General features: G+C 58.6%; 19 protein-coding genes. 14 read left to right on the top strand and 5 right to left on the bottom strand.

Features of this window, described 5'->3' with window-relative positions; all coding sequences use genetic code 11:
• The first annotated feature begins 25 nt into the window (after positions 1 to 25).
• Positions 26 to 1,519, top strand: a complete 1,494-nt coding sequence (malF, locus tag B2590_RS11925; protein WP_286810262.1) for a maltose ABC transporter permease MalF — start codon at positions 26 to 28, stop codon at positions 1,517 to 1,519.
• 10 nt (positions 1,520 to 1,529) lie between these two features.
• A complete protein-coding gene (gene malG, locus B2590_RS11930) occupies positions 1,530 to 2,420 on the top strand; it encodes a maltose ABC transporter permease MalG (RefSeq protein ID WP_041335489.1) in 891 nt (296 codons plus the stop codon).
• A gap of 464 nt (positions 2,421 to 2,884) precedes the next feature.
• Here malG and malK read toward each other — a convergent pair whose 3' ends face one another.
• Positions 2,885 to 4,000 (bottom strand): maltose/maltodextrin ABC transporter ATP-binding protein MalK, encoded by a 1,116-nt coding sequence (gene malK / locus B2590_RS11935; RefSeq protein ID WP_085680157.1) that lies wholly within the window; start codon positions 3,998 to 4,000, stop codon positions 2,885 to 2,887.
• A gap of 36 nt (positions 4,001 to 4,036) precedes the next feature.
• Entirely contained in the window at positions 4,037 to 5,650 is a 1,614-nt protein-coding gene (locus tag B2590_RS11940; protein WP_286810263.1) for an alpha-glucosidase family protein, read from the bottom strand.
• Between the two features lie 278 nt (positions 5,651 to 5,928).
• Here B2590_RS11940 and B2590_RS11945 point away from each other — a divergent pair, with 278 nt between their 5' ends.
• Complete coding sequence (locus B2590_RS11945) at positions 5,929 to 6,888, top strand: FAD:protein FMN transferase (protein ID WP_273623597.1); 960 nt, start codon at positions 5,929 to 5,931, stop codon at positions 6,886 to 6,888.
• A 46-nt stretch (positions 6,889 to 6,934) separates the two neighbouring features.
• Here B2590_RS11945 and B2590_RS11950 read toward each other — a convergent pair whose 3' ends face one another.
• The 3 genes from B2590_RS11950 to B2590_RS11960 are packed head-to-tail and all read right to left on the bottom strand — an operon-like array spanning position 6,935 to position 12,133.
• Positions 6,935 to 8,494, bottom strand: coding sequence for a general secretion pathway protein GspF (locus B2590_RS11950; protein ID WP_286810264.1), 1,560 nt, complete (start codon positions 8,492 to 8,494; stop codon positions 6,935 to 6,937).
• 12 nt (positions 8,495 to 8,506) lie between these two features.
• Positions 8,507 to 11,047 (bottom strand): LamG domain-containing protein, encoded by a 2,541-nt coding sequence (locus tag B2590_RS11955; RefSeq protein ID WP_286810265.1) that lies wholly within the window; start codon positions 11,045 to 11,047, stop codon positions 8,507 to 8,509.
• Positions 11,048 to 11,053: 6 nt separating this feature from the next.
• Positions 11,054 to 12,133: a hypothetical protein gene (locus B2590_RS11960; protein WP_286810266.1), complete on the bottom strand. Its 1,080-nt coding sequence runs from the start codon at positions 12,131 to 12,133 to the stop codon at positions 11,054 to 11,056.
• Between the two features lie 397 nt (positions 12,134 to 12,530).
• Between B2590_RS11960 and B2590_RS11965 the strand changes: the two genes are divergently transcribed.
• The 11 genes from B2590_RS11965 to B2590_RS12015 are packed head-to-tail and all read left to right on the top strand — an operon-like array spanning position 12,531 to position 24,876.
• Complete coding sequence (locus tag B2590_RS11965; protein ID WP_286810267.1) at positions 12,531 to 15,179, top strand: hypothetical protein; 2,649 nt, start codon at positions 12,531 to 12,533, stop codon at positions 15,177 to 15,179.
• A 20-nt stretch (positions 15,180 to 15,199) separates the two neighbouring features.
• Entirely contained in the window at positions 15,200 to 15,955 is a 756-nt protein-coding gene (locus B2590_RS11970; RefSeq protein ID WP_075196258.1) for an SH3 domain-containing protein, read from the top strand.
• Positions 15,925 to 16,572 (top strand): outer membrane beta-barrel domain-containing protein, encoded by a 648-nt coding sequence (locus B2590_RS11975; RefSeq protein ID WP_286810268.1) that lies wholly within the window; start codon positions 15,925 to 15,927, stop codon positions 16,570 to 16,572. The genes B2590_RS11970 and B2590_RS11975 overlap by 31 nt, the downstream gene beginning before the upstream one ends.
• Positions 16,573 to 16,587: 15 nt before the next feature.
• The gene (locus tag B2590_RS11980; RefSeq protein ID WP_007153661.1) at positions 16,588 to 17,085 is read left to right on the top strand and encodes a TlpA family protein disulfide reductase; all 498 of its coding nucleotides are present in this window, start codon (positions 16,588 to 16,590) and stop codon (positions 17,083 to 17,085) included.
• A gap of 18 nt (positions 17,086 to 17,103) precedes the next feature.
• Positions 17,104 to 17,343 carry a DUF4266 domain-containing protein gene (locus B2590_RS11985; RefSeq protein WP_127401546.1) on the top strand — a complete coding sequence of 80 codons (240 nt, stop codon included), beginning with the start codon at positions 17,104 to 17,106 and terminating at the stop codon, positions 17,341 to 17,343.
• Between the two features lie 22 nt (positions 17,344 to 17,365).
• On the top strand, positions 17,366 to 18,496 hold the full coding sequence (locus B2590_RS11990; protein ID WP_286810278.1) for a DUF3570 domain-containing protein: 1,131 nt from the start codon (positions 17,366 to 17,368) through the stop codon (positions 18,494 to 18,496).
• Between the two features lie 20 nt (positions 18,497 to 18,516).
• Positions 18,517 to 19,068 carry a hypothetical protein gene (locus tag B2590_RS11995; RefSeq protein WP_036205193.1) on the top strand — a complete coding sequence of 184 codons (552 nt, stop codon included), beginning with the start codon at positions 18,517 to 18,519 and terminating at the stop codon, positions 19,066 to 19,068.
• Between the two features lie 8 nt (positions 19,069 to 19,076).
• Positions 19,077 to 21,104, top strand: a complete 2,028-nt coding sequence (locus tag B2590_RS12000) for a hypothetical protein (RefSeq protein WP_286810269.1) — start codon at positions 19,077 to 19,079, stop codon at positions 21,102 to 21,104.
• Positions 21,097 to 23,976, top strand: coding sequence for a tetratricopeptide repeat protein (locus tag B2590_RS12005; RefSeq protein ID WP_286810270.1), 2,880 nt, complete (start codon positions 21,097 to 21,099; stop codon positions 23,974 to 23,976). Before B2590_RS12000 ends, B2590_RS12005 begins: the two co-directional genes overlap by 8 nt.
• Positions 23,963 to 24,562 (top strand): tetratricopeptide repeat protein, encoded by a 600-nt coding sequence (locus B2590_RS12010; protein WP_286810271.1) that lies wholly within the window; start codon positions 23,963 to 23,965, stop codon positions 24,560 to 24,562. The genes B2590_RS12005 and B2590_RS12010 overlap by 14 nt, the downstream gene beginning before the upstream one ends.
• A complete protein-coding gene (locus tag B2590_RS12015) occupies positions 24,559 to 24,876 on the top strand; it encodes a hypothetical protein (protein WP_286810272.1) in 318 nt (105 codons plus the stop codon). The genes B2590_RS12010 and B2590_RS12015 overlap by 4 nt, the downstream gene beginning before the upstream one ends.
• The last annotated feature ends 60 nt before the right edge of the window (positions 24,877 to 24,936 follow it).

A 24,936-nucleotide genomic window follows, 5' to 3' on the forward strand; every position in this document is an offset into this window, starting at 1 on the left:
CCCCGGAACCGAAAGCAGACTTCCAATGACCCGAATGATTCTAAAGTGGGGTGCCCTGGCCGCATTGGTAGGCATGGCGCTCTACCTGATACTGGCATTGTATGCCCAGCAGGAGTTTGTGTTCGCGATGCTGTTCCTGGTGCTGACGGCATCAGCGGTGTTTGTGTTCGTGAACAAGAAACTCTACGCCCATCGCTACATTTTCCCCGCAGTAGCCGGTATGGGGGTGTTTGTTATTTTCCCGCTGATGTACACGGTTGGTATTGGCTTTACCAACTACAGTGCCAGCAACCTGCTGAGTTTTGAGCAGGTGAAGGACAACCTGATGGACCGGACCTACCAGTCCGATTCCGTCCGCTATAACTATGAGCTTTTCAACACCGATGCCGGTTATGTGATCTACCTTGAGGGTAAGCACCAGAACCTGGTTTCGGCCCCGCTGGCGCTGGACGGCTCCGACTCCAGCGCGCCGGCTCTACCCGCTTCGGATAAGCCGGCTGGCGAGCCGCTGGCCATTCGCGACATTATCCAGTTGCGATCGGAACTGTCGGAGCTGGACCTGCTGACCGAAGACGGGCGCGAGCTGAGCATGGCCAGCCTGCGTGCCTTTGCGGCCATCAACGCCCAGTTCACGTTGCACGACAACGGCAGCATCACCAACAACCAGACGGACGTGACCTACTTCCCGGACCACGACACCGGCTTCTACCGCAGTGCGGAAGGTCAGACACTGTCGCCGGGGTGGACCGTGAACATCGGCTGGGACAACTACCTGAAGGTGGTGTCCGACCCGAGCATTCGCGGGCCGTTCTTTGAGATCTTCGTATGGACGCTGTCCTTTGCCGTGGCAACCGTGGTGTTCACCCTGGCGCTCGGGCTGTTGCTGGCGAACCTCCTGCAGTGGGACCAGATTCGCGGAAAGGGCTTCTACCGCACCATGTTGATCCTGCCTTATGCGGTACCGGCGTTTATCTCGATCCTGGTGTTCAAGGGCCTGTTCAACCAGAACTTCGGTGAGATCAATCTGGTACTGGAAGGCCTGTTCGGATTGCGGCCTGACTGGTTCAGTGACCCGGCGCTGGCGCGAACCATGATCCTGATCGTTAACACCTGGTTGGGCTACCCCTACATGATGTTGCTCTGCATGGGCTTATTGCAGGCGATACCTCGGGATCTCTACGAGGCCTCCGCGATGGACGGGGCAGGGCCGGTGAACAACCTGTTCAATGTCACCCTGCCGCTGATCATCAAGCCATTGATGCCGCTGTTGATCGCAAGCTTTGCGTTCAACTTCAATAACTTCGTCCTGATTGCGCTATTGACCGGTGGCGCGCCCGATATTATCGGCGCAAGCACACCTGCGGGCACCACAGACCTGTTGGTGAGCTACACCTACCGCATCGCGTTCCAGGATTCCGGACAGAACTTTGGCCTGGCGGCTGCGATTGCCACAGCCATCTTCCTGGTGGTTGGCGCCCTGTCGCTGATCAACCTGAAACTGTCCAAAGTCAAAGTGTAAGGAGCTACCCATGGCAATGGTTCAACCCCGCTCCACCAAGTATCGCGTTCTGGCGTCCCATCTCGGGATGCTGGGCTTTATCGTGATCATCCTGTTCCCGCTTCTAATGGTGATCTCCATCTCCTTCCGCAGCGGTAACTTTGCGGCCGGCAGCCTGCTGCCGGAGAACCCTTCGCTGGAACACTGGTACCTGGCGCTGGGCATTCCCTATACCGGGGAGGACGGCACGGTCACCCAGCCGCCGTTCCCGGTATTGTTGTGGCTGTGGAACTCCATCAAGATCGCAGTGATCTCCTCGGTGATGATCCTGGCTCTCTCGACCACCAGTGCCTACGCCTTCGCCCGCATGCGTTTTGCAGGCAAAGGCTTTGTGCTCAAGTCGATGCTGATCTTCCAGATGTTCCCGCCGGTGCTGTCCCTGGTGGCGCTGTATGCCCTGTTTGACCAGATAGGCAACCATGTGAGCTGGCTGGGGCTGAACACCCACGGCGCGGTGATCGTGGCCTCGCTCGGCGGTATGGCCTTGCATATCTGGACCATCAAGGGCTACTTCGATTCCATCGACCGCTCTCTGGAAGAAGCCGCCATCGTGGATGGGGCAACCACGTGGCAGGCGTTCCGCTACATCCTGCTGCCGTTGTCGGTACCGATCCTGGTGGTGGTGTTCATCCTGGCCTTCATCATGACCATCATGGAATACCCGATGGCATCCGTGTTGCTGGTGGACACCGACAAGCTGACCCTGGCGGTCGGCGCGCAGCAGTACCTGTACGAGCAGAACTACCTGTGGGGCGATTTTGCCGCTGCTGCGGTGCTCTCCGGGCTGCCCATCACGCTGATCTTCCTGTACTGCCAGAAATGGATTGTTGGTGGGCTGACAGCCGGCGGCGTCAAGGGTTGATGCCGCTGGACTGAATTGAACGTTCTCCTACGCCGCCACGGAGGATCCCGGGCGGCCCTTCCGCGAGAAATGCGTCTTCCTTTTCCGCACTTCGCGACCCGGTCAGGCTAATACCCCCCCTGCTGACCGGGCTTTTTTGATTCCCCTGTCAGCCCCCAACCACAACTCGAGCATTATCTGTCCGCTGAACAGTGGCGGAGGTCCTCCCGAAACACGCTGTGAATACGTCCGTGTACGCTCGGCTACGCCATCCATGGCTCCGCACGGTTTCGGGAGGACCTCCGCCACTATTCAGCTACCTTGGAAATAGTCGATAAACCGGGTGTATTCACAGCGTGTTTCGGGAGGACCTACCAGCCTGTTTGGCGGCCAGGCCAGGCCAGACCAGATTAGACGATACTGAAAGGGCAAAAAAAGGGGCCGGTACGTGACGGAACCGGCCCCTGAAAAGATGTCAGAGCAGATCAAAAATCAATGCAGGGTTCCCGGTAAAGCCGGGGGCAGGCGTTGCCATCTTCGCGGAACAGGTGGCACTTGATGGCCTTGATGCCCAGGGTGACTTTCGAGCCTTCCTGGACGGGGTCGCTGCCGTCGGTGCGCATGGTGATCACGCCATCCACGCCGTTCACGTCCATATGCACCAGGGTCTGATAACCCAGCCGCTCCACGACGGTCACTTCGCCGTCGAGGTACATATCCGCTTCTTCGTCGTTGCTCAGGTGCTCCGGACGAATGCCCACGGTGACAGATTCACCAGCGGCCAGCTCATGGCCGTTGATGGGCAGTTCGAGAGAGTGTTTGCCGGGCATGGTAACGGTTACGGACTGGCTGCTGGCACTCTCCACGGTGCAGTCGATGAAGTTCATCTTCGGGGAACCGATAAAGCCTGCCACGAACCTTGTTGCGGGGTAGTGGTAGAGTTCCATGGGCTTGCCGACCTGGGCGATGGTGCCGTTATCCAGGGCAACGATCTTGTCGGCCATGGTCATGGCTTCCACCTGATCGTGGGTGACGTACACCATGGTGGCGTCCAGCCGCTTGTGCAGTCGTGAGATCTCGATGCGCATCTGCACCCGCAGGGAGGCATCGAGGTTGGATAGGGGCTCATCGAACAGGAATACCGTGGGTTCCCGAACGATGGTGCGGCCAATCGCAACCCGCTGGCGTTGACCACCGGACAGATCCTTGGGTTTGCGTTCCAGCAGGTTGTTCAGTTGCAGCAGTTTGGCAGCGTCGTTAACGCGCCGGTCAATCTCGGCCTTGTCAGTCTTGGCGAGTTTGAGACCGAATGCCATGTTTTCCGCCACGTTCATGTGGGGGTATAGCGCATAGGACTGGAACACCATGCCCACTTCCCGTTCCTTGGGAGGCAGGTTGTTGACCTTGTCATTGCCGATGTACAGGTCGCCAGAGGTGATGTCCTCCAGCCCCGCGATCATTCGCAGCAGGGTGGATTTGCCGCACCCGGAGGGGCCGACAAACACCACAAATTCACCGTCGTCGATATCCAGGTTCACATTGCGGGTGACCTGGGTTTCGTCATAACTCTTGCAGATGTTTCTTAATGTGACGCTGGCCATAACGTATGTCTTCTTGTTTGATCTGTGAAAGCGGACTCAGAGTGTTGCAATCTCCACACCCCAGGGCTGCAGTTCCAGCTCCCGGTCATTCCAGGAACCGCCGACAAAATCCGGCGCGCCGCTGACTCTCTGGCCCGCGGCCGGAGCTGTGATTCGAACTTGCTGATCAGTCAGGTTCAGGGCGACCAGGAAAGTGGCGCCTTCATAAGTCCGGGTGTAAACCAGAGTGTTTTCGGGGCTGTCCAGAAACTCAATGTCGCCCTTCAACAGTACCGGTTGCTGTGCACGCCAGCCCAGGAATGTACGGTATGCCTGCAGGATGGAGTTTTCCTGTTCGCGCTGGACGGCCACCGCGGCGCTGTAGTGTTCATCATAAACCGGTAGCCAGGGGCGTGCATCGGAGAAGCCACCATTGGCCTCTTTGTTGTGCCATACCATGGGTGTACGGCAACCATCCCGGCCTTTGTATTCGGGCCAGAAATTGATGCCATAGGGATCCACCAGGTCTTTGTATTCCAGCTCCGCCTCGGTCAGCCCCAGTTCTTCGCCCTGATAGATGCAAACGCTGCCACGGAGTGTCAGCAGCATTGCCATATAGGCTTTCAACTGTTCGGGCGAACCCGCCTGCCAGCGGGTAGCAACCCGTGAAACATCATGGTTGCCGATGGCCCAGCAGGGCCAGCCGTCGGTCAGTTTTTTCTCGATGGAGTCGACGGTCTTATGGAAAAAGTCGGCTCCATGCTGTTCTGTCAGCAGATCAAAGGAATAGGCCATGTGCAGCTTGTCGCCGCCACTGGTGTATTCCGCCATGGTCTGCAGGGAGTTGTCGTCGCCGATTTCCCCAACGGTAGTCGTGCCGGGATACTGGTCGAGCAGGGCACGCAGGCGCTGCAGAAAGGCCAGGTTTTCCGGGCGGGTCTTATCGTATTTGTGGAACTGGTATGCGTAAGGGTTTTCCTTGCGCACACCAATGGAGCCTTCAGCAACGGCGTTGCTGGGCGGATTGTCCCTCAGTTCCGGATCGTGGAAACAGAAGTTGATGGCGTCCAGGCGGAAGCCGTCCACGCCGCGGTCCAGCCAGAATTTTACGTCTGACAAAACCTGTTCAACCACGTCCGGGCAGTGGAAGTTCAGATCCGGTTGGCTGGTCAGGAAATTGTGCAGGTAGTATTGCTTGCGGCGGCTGTCCCAGGCCCACGCGGAGCCGCCAAACACCGACAGCCAGTTGTTGGGTGGGGTGCCGTCGGCATTCGGGTCTGCCCACACGTACCAGTCCGCTTTCGGGTTGTCGCGGCTGGCGCGGCTTTCAGTAAACCAGCGATGCTGATCGGAGGAATGGCTCAACACCTGGTCGATCATGATCTTCAGATCGCGTTTGTGGGCCTCGGCGATGAGTTCATCGAAGTCCTCAATGGTGCCGAATATCGGGTCCACTCCGCGGTAGTCTGAGACGTCGTAGCCAAAGTCCTTCATCGGCGAGGTAAAGAAGGGTGACAGCCAGATTGCATCCACGTTGAGGCTGGCGATGTAATCGAGTTTGGCAGTAACCCCAGGCAGGTCACCAATGCCATCGCCATTGGAATCGTAGAAGCTGCGTGGATAGACTTGGTAAATGACGGCTCCACGCCACCAGTCCGGGTTTTTCATCATCTTGCCTCGCTTAACACCCTGGCGGTGAAAGATTGTTATTGTGAGAGCGGAGAGCATCCGCTGGAATAGCTTTCATGCATAGTGCGACGATGCTCCCGGCTGTTCATCCTCCTGACGCACTTTTTATTGGCGTAGACGGGGGGATGAGGGGGGCGTAGAGGGGATGAGTCAGGGGCTGGCATCAAAACAACGATCAAACACAATTATTGAAACGAGGGTGGGTGGTGAACAACGGATGGTTAAATAAGGGGACAGTTGCACGGACGTTGGCGTGGGGTATGGCCACGCTGCTGACTGTGGCCATGCCGGCCCAGGCCGAATGGGTACGTGTGAGCGGTACGGCAATGACCACCGCCATAGAGATGGAGTTCTGGACCGAGGATCCGGCCGTGGCCAGCGAGGCAGGAGATGCCGTGCTGGCTTTGTTCGACCGTATCGACCGTCAGATGAGCCGTTACCGGGAAGATTCCGAACTGTCCCGGGTTAACCGCGAGGCGGCCAACGGACCGGTGGAGGTGAGCGACAGTCTCTTTACGGTGCTTCAGCAGGCGCTGAGGATTTCTGAATTGAGCCATGGCGCCTTCGACATCAGCTTTGGTTCCATCGGCTACCTGTACGACTTTCGCGCCAGACAACAGCCCTCCGATGAAGAGCTGGCGGAAGGCTTGGCAAAGGTGAATTACAGATCGGTGGTGCTGGACCCCAGTGCCAATACCGTCCGATTCCTTGATGAGGGGGTGCGGCTGGATCTGGGTGGCATTGCCAAGGGGTATACCGTTGACCGTGGTATCGACATCCTGAAATCGTTCGGCATTCGTCATGCCCGCTTGAGCGCGGGGGGAGACCTGCGGCTGCTGGGTGATAAGCGCGGCAAGCCCTGGATCGTGGGTATTCGGGACCCCCGATCTGAATCACGCAACGCTATGGTTTTGCCACTGACCAACGTGGCAGTGTCGACATCAGGCGATTACGAACGCTTCTTTTTTGACGACAACAACGAGCGTGTCCATCATATTCTCTCGCCCGCGACTGGAAAACCGGCAAAAGGCGTGCAGAGTGTGACCATCCTCGGCGACGACAGCATCACAACCGATGGCTTGTCCACGGCGGTCTTTGTGCTTGGGGCGGCCAAGGGGCTTGAAATGGTCAATCGGTTAAAGGGCATCGACGCCGTCATCATTGATGAACAGCGTCAGGTGCATTATTCGGACGGGCTGATGCCGCCGGAAAGGGAGTGATGCAAAAGGGGTGTGCGACCGGGCCCGTAAGCCCGGTCACGCCGGGTCACACAATCGGTTCGAGGGCGATGAGCCGATCACGGCTGTTTTGATTCCCGAGGCCATGATTGGGGAACCGATCGGAGTTCTCGAACATGCCTTGTTCCCCATGCAGGGCCATGTAGTTGAGCAATACCGTCTGCACCAACTGGTTTACGTTGTTGGCTGCAGGGCTCGAGGCGGTTTCCACGGAGGCGTCCGAGCGCATAAAGCCGATCTGGTTGGTGAGGGCAGTGGGTTGGCCTGCCGGGCTGTAGACCAGGAAGAAAGACGCAGCCGTCTGCTGGTTGTCGCCTGTCCACTCGCCTTTGCCGCGCCCGGCCATGGATTCGTCCAGCCGACCATTGCTTGATACGGAGCCGTCGCTGAACACGTACAGCATCAGCGGCGTGCCCGTCCGGTGGGCGTATTCCAGGCAGGCACCCATGCAGCGGCCCGCCAGGTAGTCCCGCTCTTCACCGGTGCCACGCTCGCCAGTGTGGTAGTCATAACCACCCAGCGTAACGGTACCGGCACCGGCGTAGCCATTCTGGACCAGTTTCATAACGGCTGCTGTTTTGCGGATTTCCCGGCCCAGCCGCGAGTTTTCGTTGAACTGGGCTTCGGTGAAAATGCCACCCACGATGTCCGTATCCTGAGATGGATCGATAGAAGACGGATCGGCAAAGCGTTCGGTCAGATCTGCGCTTTTAACATAGCCGCAGTTGACGAGGTCTTTCACCACATCATCCCTCGTGATCGTCATTTTAGTATCGACATTGTCCAGTTTCTTGCGGCTGATGCGCTGGATGGACTCCATCACGGCGACGGCATCGTCCTGATCCAGAATGGCGGTCAGGTCGCCCACGTCCACCAGCCCCGAAACATCGCTCGGGCGGTCAATCTTGGTGGGGCGTACTTGAGGATTGATCAGGCTCATGGGCGCCATGGAGTTGCCGCCACTTTCTGAGCTCTGCGAACCCACAAGTGTGAGTAGTTCACCGTCAGCGCCCGCCTTGCTGATGCCGTACATCGGGTTATGGGGGTTATTGCCGGTGTCGTTCTCGGAACGGGCGGCAATGATGGCGCCATTGATGAAACCACGGGCGGCAATCGACGTGCTGTCTTGCATGCCCCGCAGGAAACCGCTGTCGGAATGGAACGCCAGGCCAAACTCCTGGTTCACGAAGGCCGGGTCGTTGGGCAGCATCGTGCCGGGCAAGCCCAGCTTGTTGTAGCCGGCCGTGCTCAGGAAGTCGAACTGGCCACCGGATTTGCCCATCAGCACATTCGAGCCGGCGATGTTGGCACCGCCGGCGAGGTCAAAGCAGATAAAGGGAATCTTGCCCGCGCCTGCGGAGGCGATGCCGCAGGATGCTTTCCAGTCCTCAAGGTCCGGAGACAGCGCTGCAGCCGCCTGCCGCGGATTAGCGAACAAGCTGAACACGGATGCGCCACAGAGGGTGGCTGCACCGGTCATAAAGCCCTGCGCGATGAACTCGCGTCGGGTTTTCGGTCTTGAGTGATCGCTGTGCAGGAGAGGTTGATCCGTCGCCAGTGCACGTTTGCGAGAAGGTTTGATATACATGGTCAACGTCCTCTACTGGATCAGTGTCACTGCGCTGCCCAGTACGGCTGCGCAGCTTGCTTTGACAACGGTTTCGGTACGGCCGGCTTCGCAACTACCACCACCACAGGTGGTGAGTCGTCCCATCAGCGCGTCCAGCTCGGCTTCAATGTCCGCATCACTCGGTTGCGTTGTCAGGCTTGTGCCGACGAACTTCTCCATCAACGGCGTTTTGATGAGATCCCGGCCGGCGTCGTCAAACGCAGTGCTCGCATTCTCGCCAAAGTCAAAGCCCGGGAAGAAGGCGTTGCGGCGCGTGGTATCCGACACCAGAACATCACAGTACTGGATCGCCATCTGGGTAATCGCCATCTGATGGGATGACAGGAAGCCTTCAAGGTCCTCCACGGTCGGTAACTGCTGCTTAACCGTAGTGAATGTTTCGGCGACGCCCGGCTGGGTGGTCGGAATACCCGTCACCTTGGACATGGACGCATTCACTTCGTCAAACGTCTTCAGGCCGATGGCGGAGAATTCCGTGCTACCGGTTTCTGGTGGCTGCGTCGGGACAGGGCCTTCCACTCGAACGTCTGTGTTGCTACCGAGCTGTTCAAAGGTCAGGAAGAACTGGTCGTTTTCCGGGCCTTCTTCCAGCGCGAGAACCGTGCCGAGTCTTGACAATGGCTGGCCGGAGCCTGCTACGTAATCACTGGCATTCAGTGTTAGATCCAGGTTGGCAAACGACTGGCCTACAACCACTTCGCGGCCGTTGATACCTATTCTCATGCCCTTCAATGGTATACCCGATGGAGACTGGGTCTCGTCGAGACTGATGAAGAACGGATTTGAGAACAAATAGCCGTAGTTGTCGAACTGGCTGACCTCAAAGACGATAAAGCTTTCCGGCATATCCACCAGGTGGGATACGCTGAACAGCAGGAAGAACTTCTGGCCAACGCCCACGTCGTAGTTGGCGGCAACCTGCTCTGCGGTGAGGGCACGGTTGTGGATGGCAAGCATCCTGACCGCGCCTTCCCAGGGCGATTCACCGTCCGTCTCATTGCCCAACACCAGGGCGAAACTGTCGTCCCAGTCGGTCAGCAGGCCGGCGGAATCCGGGTCGACATCACCGGAGGGTTCGCCATTCACAAAAATTTCGCGGCCACCGTCCGGTGAAAAGTTCACCACCACGTGTTGCAAGGTCGCCTGCAACAGCATGGGGTTGGCTTCGGTCAGCATTGGATCGTTCTGGTCGGTGGTGGTGCTCCGATGCAGGAACTCGTAGCTCTGCATGTCCTGGCCCAACGTGAAGTTCCGCGCTGTCGAGGAGCCGGAGTAGGTCACGATGCGGGAGTCTTCCTGGGTGATGTTGCCGGGCACAACCCACGCTTCGATGGCGTATTCGCCAGAGGCGGTCAGCAGGGTGTGCAGCTTGCGGCTGTCGGCAGTGGAGCCTTGAGCTTTGCCGGCACGGATCATTTCGCCTTCTTCGGTTTCAAAGGCAGGGCCAATATCAATACCCCAGCCGCCAACCCAGCCAACGTTGCCGCTGAGCGTCAGGTCCAGGGGTGGGGAAATACCGCTGGTATCAAAGGCCGTTGGGCCGTCGCCTGCTTTGAATTCGTAAAGCGCGATGACGTTGTCTTCGTATCGGCCGCCGGCATTGGCCAGCAAGCCGTCATCAACTAGGTTCAGCGCTTTACTGGTGACTAGGTTGTCGGGAAGAGGTTGGGGCTTGTCGAGACTCCCAATAAAATTTTGTATGGCTGCCAGCATGGTGAGCGATGAGTCAACGCAATCGTCGGTCCAGCAGTTATGACTGTCGTCTCTCAGTCGCTCAACCAAGCGCGAAGATGCGTCGTCTAAAAGTGTCCATTCCTCCTCCGTCCCAGGGATAATTCCGTCGTTCAGGTCGATCCGGCTTTTGGCCTGGTCGTAAGCGACGGCAACGTCGCTGCTCGCAATGTAGGGCGTTTGACCATTGCTGGTATGGCAGTCGCTGCAGAAATTCGTCAACACAGGGTAGATAGTGGATTGGAATTTGCCAGGGTCAGTTGGAAACTTCAGTGTGTCGTTAACTTCGTTGATATCCGGGGCCCGCAATTCCACGGTCTTCACTGACCCCTCCGAGCCACCCGCCCAGTTTGAAATGTAGACCGTCAGCAGGTCGGTACAGGCAGTGACGGACGTCGTCCAGCAGTTGTGGCCACCCGCTACCTTGGTCACCATCTCGGACTGGGACGGGTCGGACAGGTTAACAATGGTATTGGCCTGGGCGTAGGCAATGTTGATGTCGCCCTCATGCACAAACTGTGGTGACTGGCCGCCGGCGTTGTGGCAGGCGCCGCACTTGTTCTGGCCAGAAAGCTCATCCCACACGCTGCGCTTGAAATTCAGTACATCGTCGCTGGCGGGGGGCGGGCCACTATAGCTAACGGTATTGGAGCCGCCGCCGGTGTTCGGAAGGGCTTCGGTAGACTCGCCACTGTTACAGCCCGCAAGAAAGAGCAGGGCGACAATAACGGAGAACAGCGCAGCGGGGGCTCGGGTTCCTTTACTGATTATGATTTTCATAATGTCCTATTCCCCCCGGCAATACGCGGCAGATTCCGCAAAGGCAGTTTTGAGGTTGTACCCGCTGCGGAAACTCGTAACGATTTCGCTAATCTTTGAGCGATCGCTATCGTTTGAAGGCTCTCGCAGGCAGACATTGCGGAATACTTTTTTCACCTGGCACTGGGCAAAAGCGTCGGAATTGGCAAACTCCCGCCCCAGGCTCTTGGCGCCGTTGCCGGAGCCGGGCAGGGAGCCATCCCAGCCCAGGCGCCGATTGGTGCCGGACCGCCAATAGTTGTCCCAGCCATCGTCCGGCGTCACGTATCCCTGCTCAAAGGTGGTTGAATTGATGTGGTATTTGGCGACAACGCGGGTACCCGTTTCCGGGTCCACGTCGCTAACAGAGTTGTAGATCAGCCTGCCCAGTTCGCCGTCAGGGTCCGTGTCCGCGTTGTACTGGTAGTCGTAGTAGGCAAAGGCCTGGGTCATGGGGTCCATGCCGGTATGACAGCCAACGCAGTTGCTGAGGAATACCCGGCTGTCGCCACCCGGGCTTCGCGACACATCCTGGCGGATGCGGTCCGGTGGCAGGGATACGTCCGCGACCTGCTCCAGGTCATTGCACATGTGGTTGAGCAAGGTAAACCGAAACATGGCGCGGTTGGTGCCCGCGCTGAAGAACGCCCTCGCTGCGGCCCGGGAGGTGATCACACCGGCCGTGGCTCCCGTGGGCAATTCGGAGTTCAGGCTGGACTGTGTGGTTTGCTCCAGCACGTTGTCATCACTGAGGGAGTAACCGGAGCGCTCAAGGTCCTCATAGTTGTCGTTGTTCGACGTTGAGTATGCCGAGATGCCGTTCAGGCTGGCGTTGCCCACATAGAGTATGTCGTCATATAAGACGCGTCTAAAATCATGTTCATCCCGCACAATACCGATGACCGTTGCCGTGTAATCATTCAACGGCACGAAGGGGGACATCGCCTCATTTGTCCATGGTGCAACGAAATTTTTGAGGGTAACATCGTAAAACGCTGGATCTTCCATGGCCGTATAGGCGGCAGAAACGGCGCCTGACGCACCATTGTTGGTTATGTTTGCCGCCATTTGATCGAGCACCTCCGGAGAAGGAGGAACACCGGCGATGCGTTCATGGATGCGTTTTGCCTGGTCCCGCGGGCCAGCGCTTGCGATGGTAGCGTGCGTTCCGACCAAAGCCAGCAGGACAGTGAGTAAAAATGTCCTCTTTATAAGTTGCCGGGTCGTACATAAGACTGTCATGATCGATTCCCTCGATTTCGTTAGCATTCGCACATTAGTACCATTTTACAATTGTTCAAAGTCTAGGCGAGCTATTAACGGCGGTTTTGAGTGCTGCTCCACGTTATTACATAGCGTTACGTAAAAGGCTTGGAGCACAGGCCCCGTCTCGACTTAGCGTATGTAAATGGATTTTCAGGCCAAACAGGGTTCGTTGGTGGTGACTAAACATTACGAAAATAAAATGTTCTCTTGCGTCAGTGGGTTACGTTACCATCTCGCTGTCTTGGGCCGGGTATTCGCGCTTCTTCCTGTCGCGCTGGCTGCAGGGTGTCTCCAGAGCGGCGACAGTCAGTCCCGTGACCCTGTGGTTGTTGAGAATCCGGTCGTCTTTGTAAAACGCCCCTTGCTTTTCGATGAGGACAATGGCGCGCTCATCGGTGACAACCTTGCCGAGCCTGCAGAGTTTCGTCCCGGCGCTCGCCTGTTCCTGAAGGATCGCGCGTCTCCCGACGCGCCGTCGCGAGACATCACTTCATCCGCTTTTCCGGGGCCGCTTGGCTACGATGTCAAGGATCTCACTGTCTCTTACGATGGTACTCGCGTTCTCTTTGCCATGAGGGCGCCGGAGATTGAAGACGCGGATGAGGACGAACAGCCAACCTGGAACATCTGGGAGTACGACGTATCTTCAGGCACTCTCCGGCGCGTTATCGAATCCAACGTCACCGCCGAAGCAGGGCAGGATATCGCGCCTGCTTACCTGCCTGATGACCGCATTGTCTTTTCCTCCACGCGGCAACGGGTGTCTCGCGCGATTTTGCTGGACGAGGGCAAGCCCCAGTATCCGGGGCTTGACGAGGAGCGCGAGGTTCCGGCCTTTGTCCTGCACGTGATGGATGCTGACGGGGACAACATCGAGCAGATCACGTTCAACCAGAGCCACGATCTGGACCCATTGGTAACGGACGAAGGCGCCATCGTATTTAGCCGCTGGGACAATGCCGGCCAAACCCAGGGCAACGGATTCAACCTCTATAAGGTCAATCCGGACGGCACCGGGCTCAGTTATCTTTACGGCCGCCACTCTCATGGCTCTGTCAGCGATGACGTCAACATTGAGTATCTGCGCCCGCAGGCGACGGATTCCGGTCGACTTTTGGCTCAGCTCCGTCCTACCGAAACCAACAACTTTGGGGCGGTTCCGGTTGAGATTGATGTCGAAAGTTATGTAGAGGCGGGCATCCGCGTTGACGGCAATCCCGGCTCGGCGCAAACGCCGTTGGTCAGCGGGTTGTCCCTTGGCAATGAGATCTCGCTGCGCGGAAACTACAGCTCGGTATCCCCGTTTCTGGATGGCACCCGTCGCTACCTTGTTAGCTGGAGCCCATGCCGGCTGAGGCTTGCCACTGGCAGTGGCGACATCCTCAACTGCACGCAGGAGCGGATTGCCTCGGGCGCCTATCGGGCCGCCGCTCCCGTTTACGGGTTGTGGTTGCTTGATATGGCGTCCGGCACCCAGCGCCCGATTCAGTCGCCCGAGGAAGGCCAACAGGTCGACGAGGCGGTACTGATGACCGAAAGGTCCCTGCCGACGTTTATTCCCGAATCGCAGTTCTCAGGCGATGCGGCGGCCCTTGCAGAGGATGGTCTTGGCATACTGCAAATCCAGAGTGTCTACGACATTGATGGCGTTGATACTTCTCCAGCGGGTATTCGGCAGACAGCCGATCCGGCGATTGTTTCTCCGGACAACCTTCCCAGGCGCTTCCTTCGACTCGAAAAGCCGGTCTCAATTCCCGATGAAGAGGTCAGGGACTTCGACAACACCGCCTTTGGGCGCAGCCAGGCGCAGTCGATGCGGGAAATTCTCGGCTACGTGCCGGTCGAGCCTGATGGGTCGGTTCGGGTGGCAGTGCCCGCCAACGTCGCGTTTGCCATCAGCGTGTTGGACGATGAAGGACGACGGATTGGCCCCCGTCATCAGAACTGGTTGAACGTCAGGCCCGGAGAAACCCTGGCCTGCAGCGGTTGCCATAACCCTGGCAGCGCGGTGCCTCATGGTCGCCCGGATGCGGGGCCAGCCCCAGTCTACGCAGGCGCGCCGACCACCGGCATCGAATTCCCGAATACCGACCCCGCTCTCTTCGCAGATATGGGTGAAACCATGGCGGAAACCTGGGCCCGGATTAACGGAATCCGTCGCCTCGGGCCGGACGCTGTCTATGTCGATCAGTGGACAGACCCCGATGATGCCAGTCTCACACCGGGCACAGCCTTCTCGTTGAGTTATGCGGATCTTGAAACGCCCGCGCCGATCCGTCCTGAGTGCGCCGATGACTGGCGCGCCGCCTGTCGGACCGTTATCAACTACGAGCAGCATATCCATCCGCTGTGGGGGCTTGAGAGACTCGTTGACGACGGCAACGGCAACGTTGATAACTACACCTGTACCGGGTGCCACTCGAACACCGATGCAGCCGACGCAACACAGTTGCCGATTGCACAACTGGATCTGAGCGACGGCGCCTCCCCGGATGAGCCCGATCATTTCAAGTCCTACCGGGAGTTGATGTTTAACGACAACGAACAGGAGTTGGTCGGTGACCAGCTCGTTGACGTGCAGGTTGAATCCGGGGAGTTCCTGCGGGACGAAGATGGAGAGCTGATCCTGGACGATGACGATAATCCCATTCCCATCCTGGTGAACGTCAACGTGCCTCCCACCATGTCCGTCAATGGAGCCCGTGCCAGCGGCAACTTCTTCAATCGATTCCGTGCCGGTGGCAGTCACCAAGACTTCATGAGCCCTGCCGAGCTGCGACTCCTCGCCGAATGGCTTGATGTCGGTGGCCAGTATTACAACAACCCCTTTGATGCTCCGGCGGACTGATAGGACCCGAACTGTTAACCATGAGACTGGCCCTGATACTGCTGTTGATGTTAACTGCGCCCCTTTCCGCTGCCGCCGACTGGCTGTGGGGCGGTGCCGACGAGCCAATGCCCCAGGTTCAGGTGGCGGAACCGTTTGTGGAGTGGCGCACCGGCCCGGCTGTGGGTTATCCGGTGTTCCATACCAGCGAAAAGGGCGAGTGGCTGACGCTGCGCATGCGCAAGACGTCCTGGCTGAAAGTCACCGACCGTAAGGGCCGTGAAGGTTGGGTGCATGTGGACGATGTGCAACTGACGCTGGATGGCGAGGGCGAGCAGGTCTCACTCAGTAATCCACGTTTTGATGATTTCAGCAGCCGCCGTTGGGAGGCGGGGTTGATGATGGGCGAGTTCGAGGGCGCGGCGGTAACTGCGGTTTACGGCGGATATCTCCTGACCCGCAACCTGTCGGCAGAGCTCTGGGGTTCGCAGGTACTGGGAAGCGCCTCTGAAATTCGCATGGTGAACGCCAACATCGTTCACCAGCCGTTTCCGCACTGGCGTATTTCGCCGTTCTTCACGCTGGGCGTGGGGCATATTTTCATCGAGCCCAAGGCCACCCTGGCGGACCCCGGAGACCGGGATAACAGCATTGGGCACGCCGGCCTGGGCCTGCGCGCCTATGTCACGGACAACTATTTTATCCGTGCCGAGGTCAAGGACTATAAGATTTTTACCAATCGGGCAACCAACGAAGAAGCAACAGAATGGAAAATCGGATTAAGCATATTCTTCTGACCGTCCTGCCGTTTGCGGGCCTGCTGCTGGTGCCAACCGCTGTCAGCGCCCAGGAGGACGACCGGCCATTGATTGAGCCGGATGTGCGGCCCCAGAAGGTCGACGAGGCGTTGATCGACACCGAGAATTTCGAGATCGGTGCGTTTGCCGGCATCATCAATATCGAGGATTTTGAGTCATCATTCCTGTGGGGCGGCAAGCTGACCTACCACCTCAGCGAAACCTTCTTTTTTGAAGCCAATGTGGGCTTTGCCGAAGGCGGAGAAACCAGCTTTGAAAAACTCGCCGGGGACGTTCAGGTGTTGTCGGACGAAGACCGGGACTACCGCTACTACAACATCAATATTGGCATGAATGTGCTGCCCGGTGAGGCCTTCCTGACCGAGAACTATGCCTTCAATACCAACTTCTACCTGATCGGCGGGGCCGGTGCCACGGACTTTGCCGGTGACACCCGGTTTACCTTCAACGTGGGCGCTGGCTACCAGGTATTGCTGACCGACAGCGTATCGATCCATCTGGGGGTGCGTGAACACTTCTACCGGATTGATGTGCTGGGCGAGGAAAAAACGTCCGTGAATACTGAGGTCAGTGGTGGCCTCTCTGTCTTTTTCTGATAACAGGAGTCAATGATGACAACACGGTTTTTGGGATTGGCCCTGACCCTGGCGACGCTGGTTGGCGTTTCATCCGTTCAGGCCGAGGAAATGAACATTCCGGCGCCGGACTTCACTCTTGAAAGCCGTCAGGGCGAGAACCTGCGGCTACAGGATTTCCGTGGCGAAGTGGTAATGCTCAACTTCTGGGCGTCCTGGTGCGGGCCCTGTCGTCAGGAAATGCCATTGATGGATGACCTGTACGCTCAGTACAAGGATCTCGGTTTCACCATCCTGGCGGTCAACGTGGATGAGAACCGAGACGAGGCACACCGTTTCCTGGACAAGGTGCCAGTCAGCTATCCGATCCTTTATGACCCGCAGAGCGATGTCAGCGAACAGTACGAAGTGCAGGCTATGCCGACCACGGTCATGATTGACCGCGATGGCAACGCACGTTTTCTCCATCATGGCTACCAGCCCGGCTATGAAGACGAATACGAAACGCAGATCCGGCAACTGGTGCGGGAATAGCTTGAGGCAGGTGAGTGTATGAACCCTTTCAAAGCAGTGATGGCATCGGCAATCGTGATCCTCATAACGGCGGGGGCGGCCGGTTGCAGTGACATCAAGCCCTGGGTGAAGCCCTATGAGCGGGACAAGCTCGCGGACCCGGTCATGAGCCTGAGCCGGCATGGAAAAGCGGACGCCTATATGCATCACGTGTACCAGGCCCGTGAATCCGCAAGGGGGGCGGAAGGCGGCTCCGGAGGTGGTTGTGGCTGTAACTGATTGCTCCCGGCTGTTCCCTGTGATGGTAAAGGGGCTGGCGTGTGCGATGGCGTTTGTACAGATCGCCACCGCAGCAACCCTGCCACAAGACAACGTGGATGTCCTTTATCACCGCTATGATGGCGGCGGCATGGTCATTGATGGCCCCTCCGTGCTGGTGCGCAAGAGCGTGGGCCCCCAGGTGTCGGTGTCCGGCCAGTATTACGTGGACATGGTATCCGCCGCGTCCGTGGATGTGGTGGCGCTGGCCAGTGAATACACCGAAGAGCGCACGGAATACACCCTCGGGGTGGATTACCTCCATGAGGACTCCATCCTGAGCCTGGGTTACACCAACAGCTCAGAGAACGATTACGAAGCCAACACCGTCTACTTTTCCGTCAGCCAGGAATTCTTCGGCGGCATGTCCACGGTCACCCTGGGTTATGCGCGGGGACAGGACGAGGTGGGTGTCAGGGGGGACGAATCGTTCAGCGAAGACGCTGATCGCCAGAATTACCAACTCGGTCTGAGTCAGGTCATGACCCGCAACAGCCTGCTGGGCGTTGACCTGGAAGTGGTGACGGACGAAGGCTTCCTGGAGAACCCCTACCGCCGAAATCGCTATATCGACCCGAACGATCCCACCAACTTTATACTCGACCAGCCCGAGCGATACCCGGAAACCCGCACCAGTTTCTCCGTGGCCACCCGGGCCTTGTACTACCTGCCTTACCGGGCATCGATTCGCGGTGAGTTTCGCTATTTCAGTGACAGCTGGGGCATTGACGCCCAGACCTTTGAGCTCGCTTACGTTCATGCCCTGAATCCGCGCTGGACGCTGGAGGGACGTGCCCGATACTACGTCCAGGATGAGGCGGATTTCTACAGCGACCTCTACGCCTTCGAAAACTCCCAGACCCACCTGGCGCGCGACAAGGAAATGAGTGCGTTTTCCGGCACTACCCTTGGTGGCGGCGTGGTGTACGAGTGGAAACAGACTTCGTTGCCGGGCATCCAGCGCCTACAGGCGAGCCTCTTGGTGGACTGGCTCGATTTCAGCTATGACAACTTCCGGGATGTCACTGTGTCCGGCGATTTCCTGCCGGGGCAGGAGCCCCTTTATTCGTTCGATGCCTTCGTAACCCGGGCATCGCTGATTCTTGAATACTGACCAGGTCGGGACGATTCAACATGATGACCTTGAAGAACACATTCGCACTGCACATTGTCAGCCTGGCACTGGCGTTCTGGCAGCCGGCAGCCATGGCCCAGGACAATAGCGAAGCCGAAACCGGCGACGGTGCGGTCTCGTTGAGCGTTGAAGAGCTGAAAAAGCAGGTGATCCGCCTGAACCGGGACCTGTTCATTCTGGAAGAGGACCTGCTGTATCCCGCGAGTACCCAGTTTGCGGTGTTTCTCAGCCTCGACACCGGCGAATTCCTCAAGCTGGATTCGGTGAAACTCAAGGTCAATGACGAAACCGTTGCCGCGCACCTGTATACCGAGCGTCAGGCCAAAGCATTGCAGCGTGGCGGTATGCAGCGCCTGCACATCGGTAACCTCAAGACGGGCGAACACGAGGTGACGGTGTTTGTTGAGGGTATTGGCCCGGATAACCGCGCCTATAAGCAGGCCGCGACCTATCAATTGCAGAAGGATACGGATACCGCTGCCCTGGAGGTCCGCATCCGCGACCGCTCATCTGATTACCAGCCCGAAGTGGCGATTGTTGAGTGGGAGTAACGCGGTCCGTGATTGAGTGGCTGAACCGAATGACGTCGGGCGCCCCGGCGGGACTGACTCTTGCCGGTACGCTTGCGGCGTTGCTTCATGGTCCGGTGGCTGTGGGTGATGAACTGCCGCAGCGCGCAAGTGATCCTGCCTATGGTGTGGCTCTGTATGAGTATTATCAGGGCAATGCGTTTGAGGCGCTGACCCGCCTAAACGTGGCCTCCGCCGAAGGCGGCATCGATGGTCATGGTGACCATCCGGCGCTCGTAGAGGGCGGCCTGATGCTGTCCTACGGTATGACCCACGAAGCCGGCGCGCTGTTCCGGGAGTTACTGGACGAGAACGCAGCGGTGGCGCCGGGTACCCGCAACCAGGCCTGGTTCTATCTGGGCAAAGTGTTCTACCTTGAGCAGGATTCGACCGCGGCGCGAGATGCCCTTGAGAGGGTGGATGACGAGCTGTTGCAGGACGAAAGCGACGAGCTTTACCACGAGTGGCTGTACCTTCGGGGCCAGTTGGCCCTGTCCGGAACGGCCGGGACCAGTGGCGAAACCGTTGACGAACTGATCGACGCGCTGCCAGAGAGCTCACCCTGGCGTGCTTACCTGCATTACAACCAGGCTGTTGGCATGCTGTCTGAAGGCCAGACGGAAGAGGCGATGGACGCTTTGGCCAGCCTCGATAGCTTGCTTGGCGAGCTGCCCGAATTCGAGCCGCCGTTAGCCAACGAAATGTCGGCACTCCGGGAGCGGGTGAAGCTCTCCATCGGACGTCTTCATCTCAGCAGAGGTGATTTCGCCGGCGCCATGGCCAGCCTTGAGCACATCGCCCTGGACGGCGTGTTTTCCGACCAGGCCCTGTTCGATTATGCAGTTGCAGCCTCTCGCGAAGGTAAGGCTGGCCTGGCGTTGCAAGCGTTGAATACCCTTCAACAACGCCCACTGTTTACACCCTGGCTACAGCAAGTGCCTTATGCCCGCGGCTTCCTGTTCGAGCAGATGGGTCGTCAACAGCAGGCGCTGCAGGCGTACCGTGAGGCTGCCAGTCATTACCAGTCACTGAGTACTCGCCTGTCGGATGAGCGGGAGCAGCTAACCGAAGCGCGATTGATCGAGGCGCTTCGCTTCGTGCGTGAGGGCGATAGTCCCGGGCAGCCCGGATCGATGAACGCGGAGATGGTTCGTCCCGAACCGGGAGAAACAACCGTACTGACCGATGCCTATGGGCGTGTAAAGGTCCGGCCCGGGGATTACAGCCTGGCTGGATTGTTGGCGACGGAGTCCTTTCAGCTGTCCCTGCGTGATCTGCATGAACTCTATCGGTTGCGCGATTCCCTTGGCCAATGGCAAACGCAGTTGGAATCCTTCGATATCATGCTGGAAACCCGTGCCCAACAGCGGGAGCAACGTATCCGCGAGACCCGCGACGCACTTGATGCGCTCAACGCGGATCAATGGCTGGCGCGACAGGCTGAGTACCGCAGCGCTATTGAAGACGCGTTGGCCAGAGAGGATCTGCGCTTCTTCATGACGCAGGAACAGCACGAACTGGCGGACCGACTGGCGCAGGTGGAAAAGACCCTGTCGCAACTGCCGGAGGACGAATCCACCCGCAAACAGCGTGAAACCTTCCAGCGGATGAACGCCTATTTCAACTGGCGCATTGCCGATGATTACGCGGTCAATCGTTGGGCTGCCGAAAAGCAGCTGCGGGAACTGGACCGGGCCATGGAGGTGTTCGTCGATCAGCGCGCGTTGATTGAACAGGAGATGGCATCGGGTGGAGAAAATCAGGCCCTGGCAGCCCGGGTAGAGGCCCGCCAGGCCGCGCTGCAACGTTTGCAAGGCGAGTTGGACAAGGCACTCTCGGCAGCACGAACGGAACTGCTCACCCTGGTGGATACTGAACTGCAGCAACAGAGCCAGGAAGTGCAGGGGTACCTCAGGGCAACCCGTCATGCAGCGGCAAGATTGGCGGACACGCTTTTCCTGGGTCGCAATGGCGCGGCGGCGAATCCGGCCACCGAAGCGGGAGGTGCCCGTGACTAAGCCGGTCATCCGCAGGCGCCTGGATACCCTGCTGCCAGTGCTTTTTGCAGGCCTCCTCGGTGGCTGCCAGTCGCTTTCAATGCCGGATGTGTTCGGCGCTGGGGATGACAGACAGCCCCAACCGGGGACTCTGGCCACTCTTCAATCCATCGAGGAAACCATCGAGCCAGCACCGGATACCCGGGGCGGCACCAGTGAGGTATCTCTGGGGGAGGTGATGGACAGTTACCGTGCCTTGTTGCCCCTGTTGGAGGACCCCGCCAAGCAGGTTGTCGTGCGCCACCGGCTGGCGGACCTGGAATTCCAGCGTGCGGAAAACAAGATGGTTGAAACCGCAGAGGATGAGATGGCCGGGGCCATTGAAGCCTATGAACAACTGCTGGCTGAGTATCCGGAGCGGCCCGGTAATGATCAGGTTCTTTACCAGTTGGCCCGCGCCTACGATCTGCGCGGCATGAGCGAAGAACACCTTGCCACACTGACAACGCTGGTGAATGAACATCCGGATTCGCCATTCTGGGTCGAGGCGCAGTTCCGGCGCGGTGACTTGCTGTTCAGTAATCGCCGGTACACCGAGGCTGAACAGGCGTTCCGCATGGTGATCGACGCCGACCCGGCCAGAAGGGACGACGCCTCGTTCCTGGTCAACGCCCACTACATGCTGGGCTGGAGCCAGTTCAAGCAGGGGGATTATCGGGAAGCCCTGTTCAGCTACATCAATGTGCTGGACCTGGTCATGCCGGAAGAGCAGGACGTGGAATCCGTCGGGCAGGAATACCGCACCATGATGGAAGACCTGTTCCGCGTATTTGGCCTGTCACTGTCTTACCTGGACGGTGCGGACACCCTGCAGGCCATCTTCCGTGAGACCGGCGAGAAACCCTACGAAATCCTCGTGTATGACCGCTACAGCGACCTTTTGCTGGAGCGGGAACAGTACACAGACGCCATTGATGTATTCGAGCGCTACATCGATGCGCGGCCACTGAGCCCATGGGCGCCCCGGTACCACATGCGTATCATCGACACCCTGGCACAGGCCGGCTTTACCGCTGACATACCGGATCGCAAGGCGGCGTTTGTTCGGGACTACGGCATTCACAGTGCCTACCTGCAACAGGCGGATGACGAGACAGCGTTCTATATCGGGCAGCAGCTGGAAGAGCTGATCCCGGAGCTTGCCAATCGCCACTATGTACTGGCGGGCGAGACAGAAGGTTTGGAATCGGATGAGCATTATCGTCAGGCGGCGGTGTATTACGAGGCCTTCGCGGATACCTTCCCGGCCCACCCCCGCACACCGGAGATGCTGTTCCTGCTGGGTGAAACCCATGTAGAACTGGCTCAGTGGCCGGAAGCTATCGAAGCCTTTGAACGTGTGGCCTATGACTTCCCATGGGAGGGAGAACCACCCGAACGCGCCGCTGAGGCAGGCTATGCGTCGGTACTGGCCTTCCGCGAATATGCCAAAACCTGGCCCCGTGAGCCCGCTGAAACCTACAATGATTACACCGAGTTCCAGCAGCTGAATCGTCAACGATTCGTGAACGCCTTTCCCGACGACCCTCGCTCGGAAGAAGTGCTCTACATTGCCATGCAGCACGAATTCGAGCGCTATCGCTATGGGCAGGTGGTTGAAATGGCGGATCGCATGATTGCCCGAGTTCCCGCGCCCGGGGCGGATATCCTCACGGAAACCTGGTTGCTGAAAGCCCACAGCCTGTTTGAGCTGGCCCGATACGCCGAGGCGGAAACCACCTATCAACAGGCCTTGCGCGTCATGGCAGAGGCCGATGAGCGGCGGCCGGATGTCATTGAAAGCCTGGCCGCGTCCGTTTTCCGTCAGGCGGAAGCGCTGGCGGATGCCGGTGATACCGCCGGAGCGGTTAGTGAATTCCTGCGTGTGGGCGTGGTTGCGCCCACCTCGGCTCTGAGGGCCAACGCTGAATACGATGCTGCCACCCTGCTGATTGAGCTTAGCCACTGGCAGGATGCCATCGATGTGATGGTGGCATTCCGGACCCGTTACCCCGAACACGAACAAATCGATACCCTGCCAGCGCGCCTGGCACTGGCCTACCGCGAGACAGAGCAGTGGGAGAAAGCCGGGGATGAGCTGAACAACCTGATTGCGATGGCCACCACGGACGAGGAGAAGCGCGAGAACCTGCTGATCGCCGCGGATCTGTACGAACGTGCGGGAAATACTGGCAAGGCCATCGACACCTGGCGGCGGTATGCCAATACCTATCCTGAACCACTGGACGTTTACATGGAGGCCGCCAACAGCCTGGCCGGCCTGTACGACGGGATTGGCGACGACAGCAGCCGCCGTTTCTGGCTGCGCAAGCAGATGGAGACCGTGGACGACAATCCCGACGAGGCGGACGACCGCATGCGTTACCTGGCGGCCGAAGCTTCGGCGATCCTGGCACGGGAAGCACTGGCCTATTACGACAGCATTCGCCTGACCTTGCCGCTGAATCAAAGCATGGCAGCCAAGACCGAGGCACTGGAAGAGGCCGTTACCGCCTACCAGAAAACCGCGAGTTACGGCGTGTCGTCCTTCTCCACCGAAGCCGGCTATCAGATTGCACACATCTACGCGCGCCTCGGTCGTGACCTGATGGAGTCGGAGCGACCAGAAGGATTGTCGGAGCTGGAGTTATCCCAGTACGAGCTTTTGCTGGAAGAGCAGGCCTACCCGTTTGAGGACAACGCCATCGACATTCATGAACAGAACGCCAGCCGCGCCCGCAACGGCATTTTCGATGAATGGGTTCAGCGCAGTTACGAAGCCCTGAAAACCCTGCTTCCGGGCCGCTACAACAAACCTGAAATCACCGTAGAGGTTGTCGATGAGCTGGGTTAGGTCATTCCAGGGGTGGACGCGAGTGGGCCTGCTGCTGGCTGTCGTGCTGGTGGCCGGTTGTGCGTCCTCGCCCAAAACCGACCCGGCAGATGTGGCGGAGGCAGAGCGCCAGGCCCGGGAGGCCGAGTTAACGCAGGACTTCAGCGAGGCGGTTGCCTTGCTCAGGGGAGGGGATACCGATAACGCGCGGAACCTGTTTGAACAGATCCATCAGGCCGACCCAGAGCGAACCGGACCCTTGGCCAATCTCGGCATTATTGCACTGCAAGAGGGCAACCCCGACGCCGCCGAAGGGTATTTCCAACAGGTGCTTGAGCGCGACCCGCAACACAGCGCAGCGTTGACCCACCTCGGAGTGATGGCCCGGGAGCAGGGCGAGTTCGAGCACGCTGAAACGCTTTACCGGCAAGCCCTGGAAGCCGATCCGAATCACCTGCCGGCCATGCTGAATCTGGCCATCCTGCTGGATATCTACCTCGGCCGGCTCGAGGAGGCTTTGCCTCTCTACGAGCAGTATCAGTCGCTGGCGGAAGAGCCGAATCCGCGCCTCAAGGACTGGATATTCGATGTCAGGAACCGCTTATGACCGCTAGAAAACACCTACTCAGTCTATTGCTGTTGATCATCGCATTTCCCTGCGTCGCCCAGGACGGCGTCGTGACGATCGAAGGCACACGAATTCGCGGTGACCAGGAAGTGCCGACGGTGCTTTACCTGGTGCCCTGGCAGGCGCCGGCGGTGCAGTCGCTGGCCCGGCCGGACGAGCAGTTGATGCTCCAGCGCCCTATTGCGCCGCTGGCGCGCCAGGAATTTCAGCGCCTGGTGTCCTATCATCAGTATTTCCGCACCTCAGCGGAGGATTCGACGGTGTCCGGACGTCCTGACTCAACGTCAGAGTGAGACGTGTGTCACACATTGTCTGTGCACATACGCATGTAAAAACAAACCGCTACAAAGACT

The organism is Marinobacter sp. UBA3604 (genome assembly GCF_002375325.1).
Lineage (GTDB): Bacteria > Pseudomonadota > Gammaproteobacteria > Pseudomonadales > Oleiphilaceae > Marinobacter > Marinobacter salarius.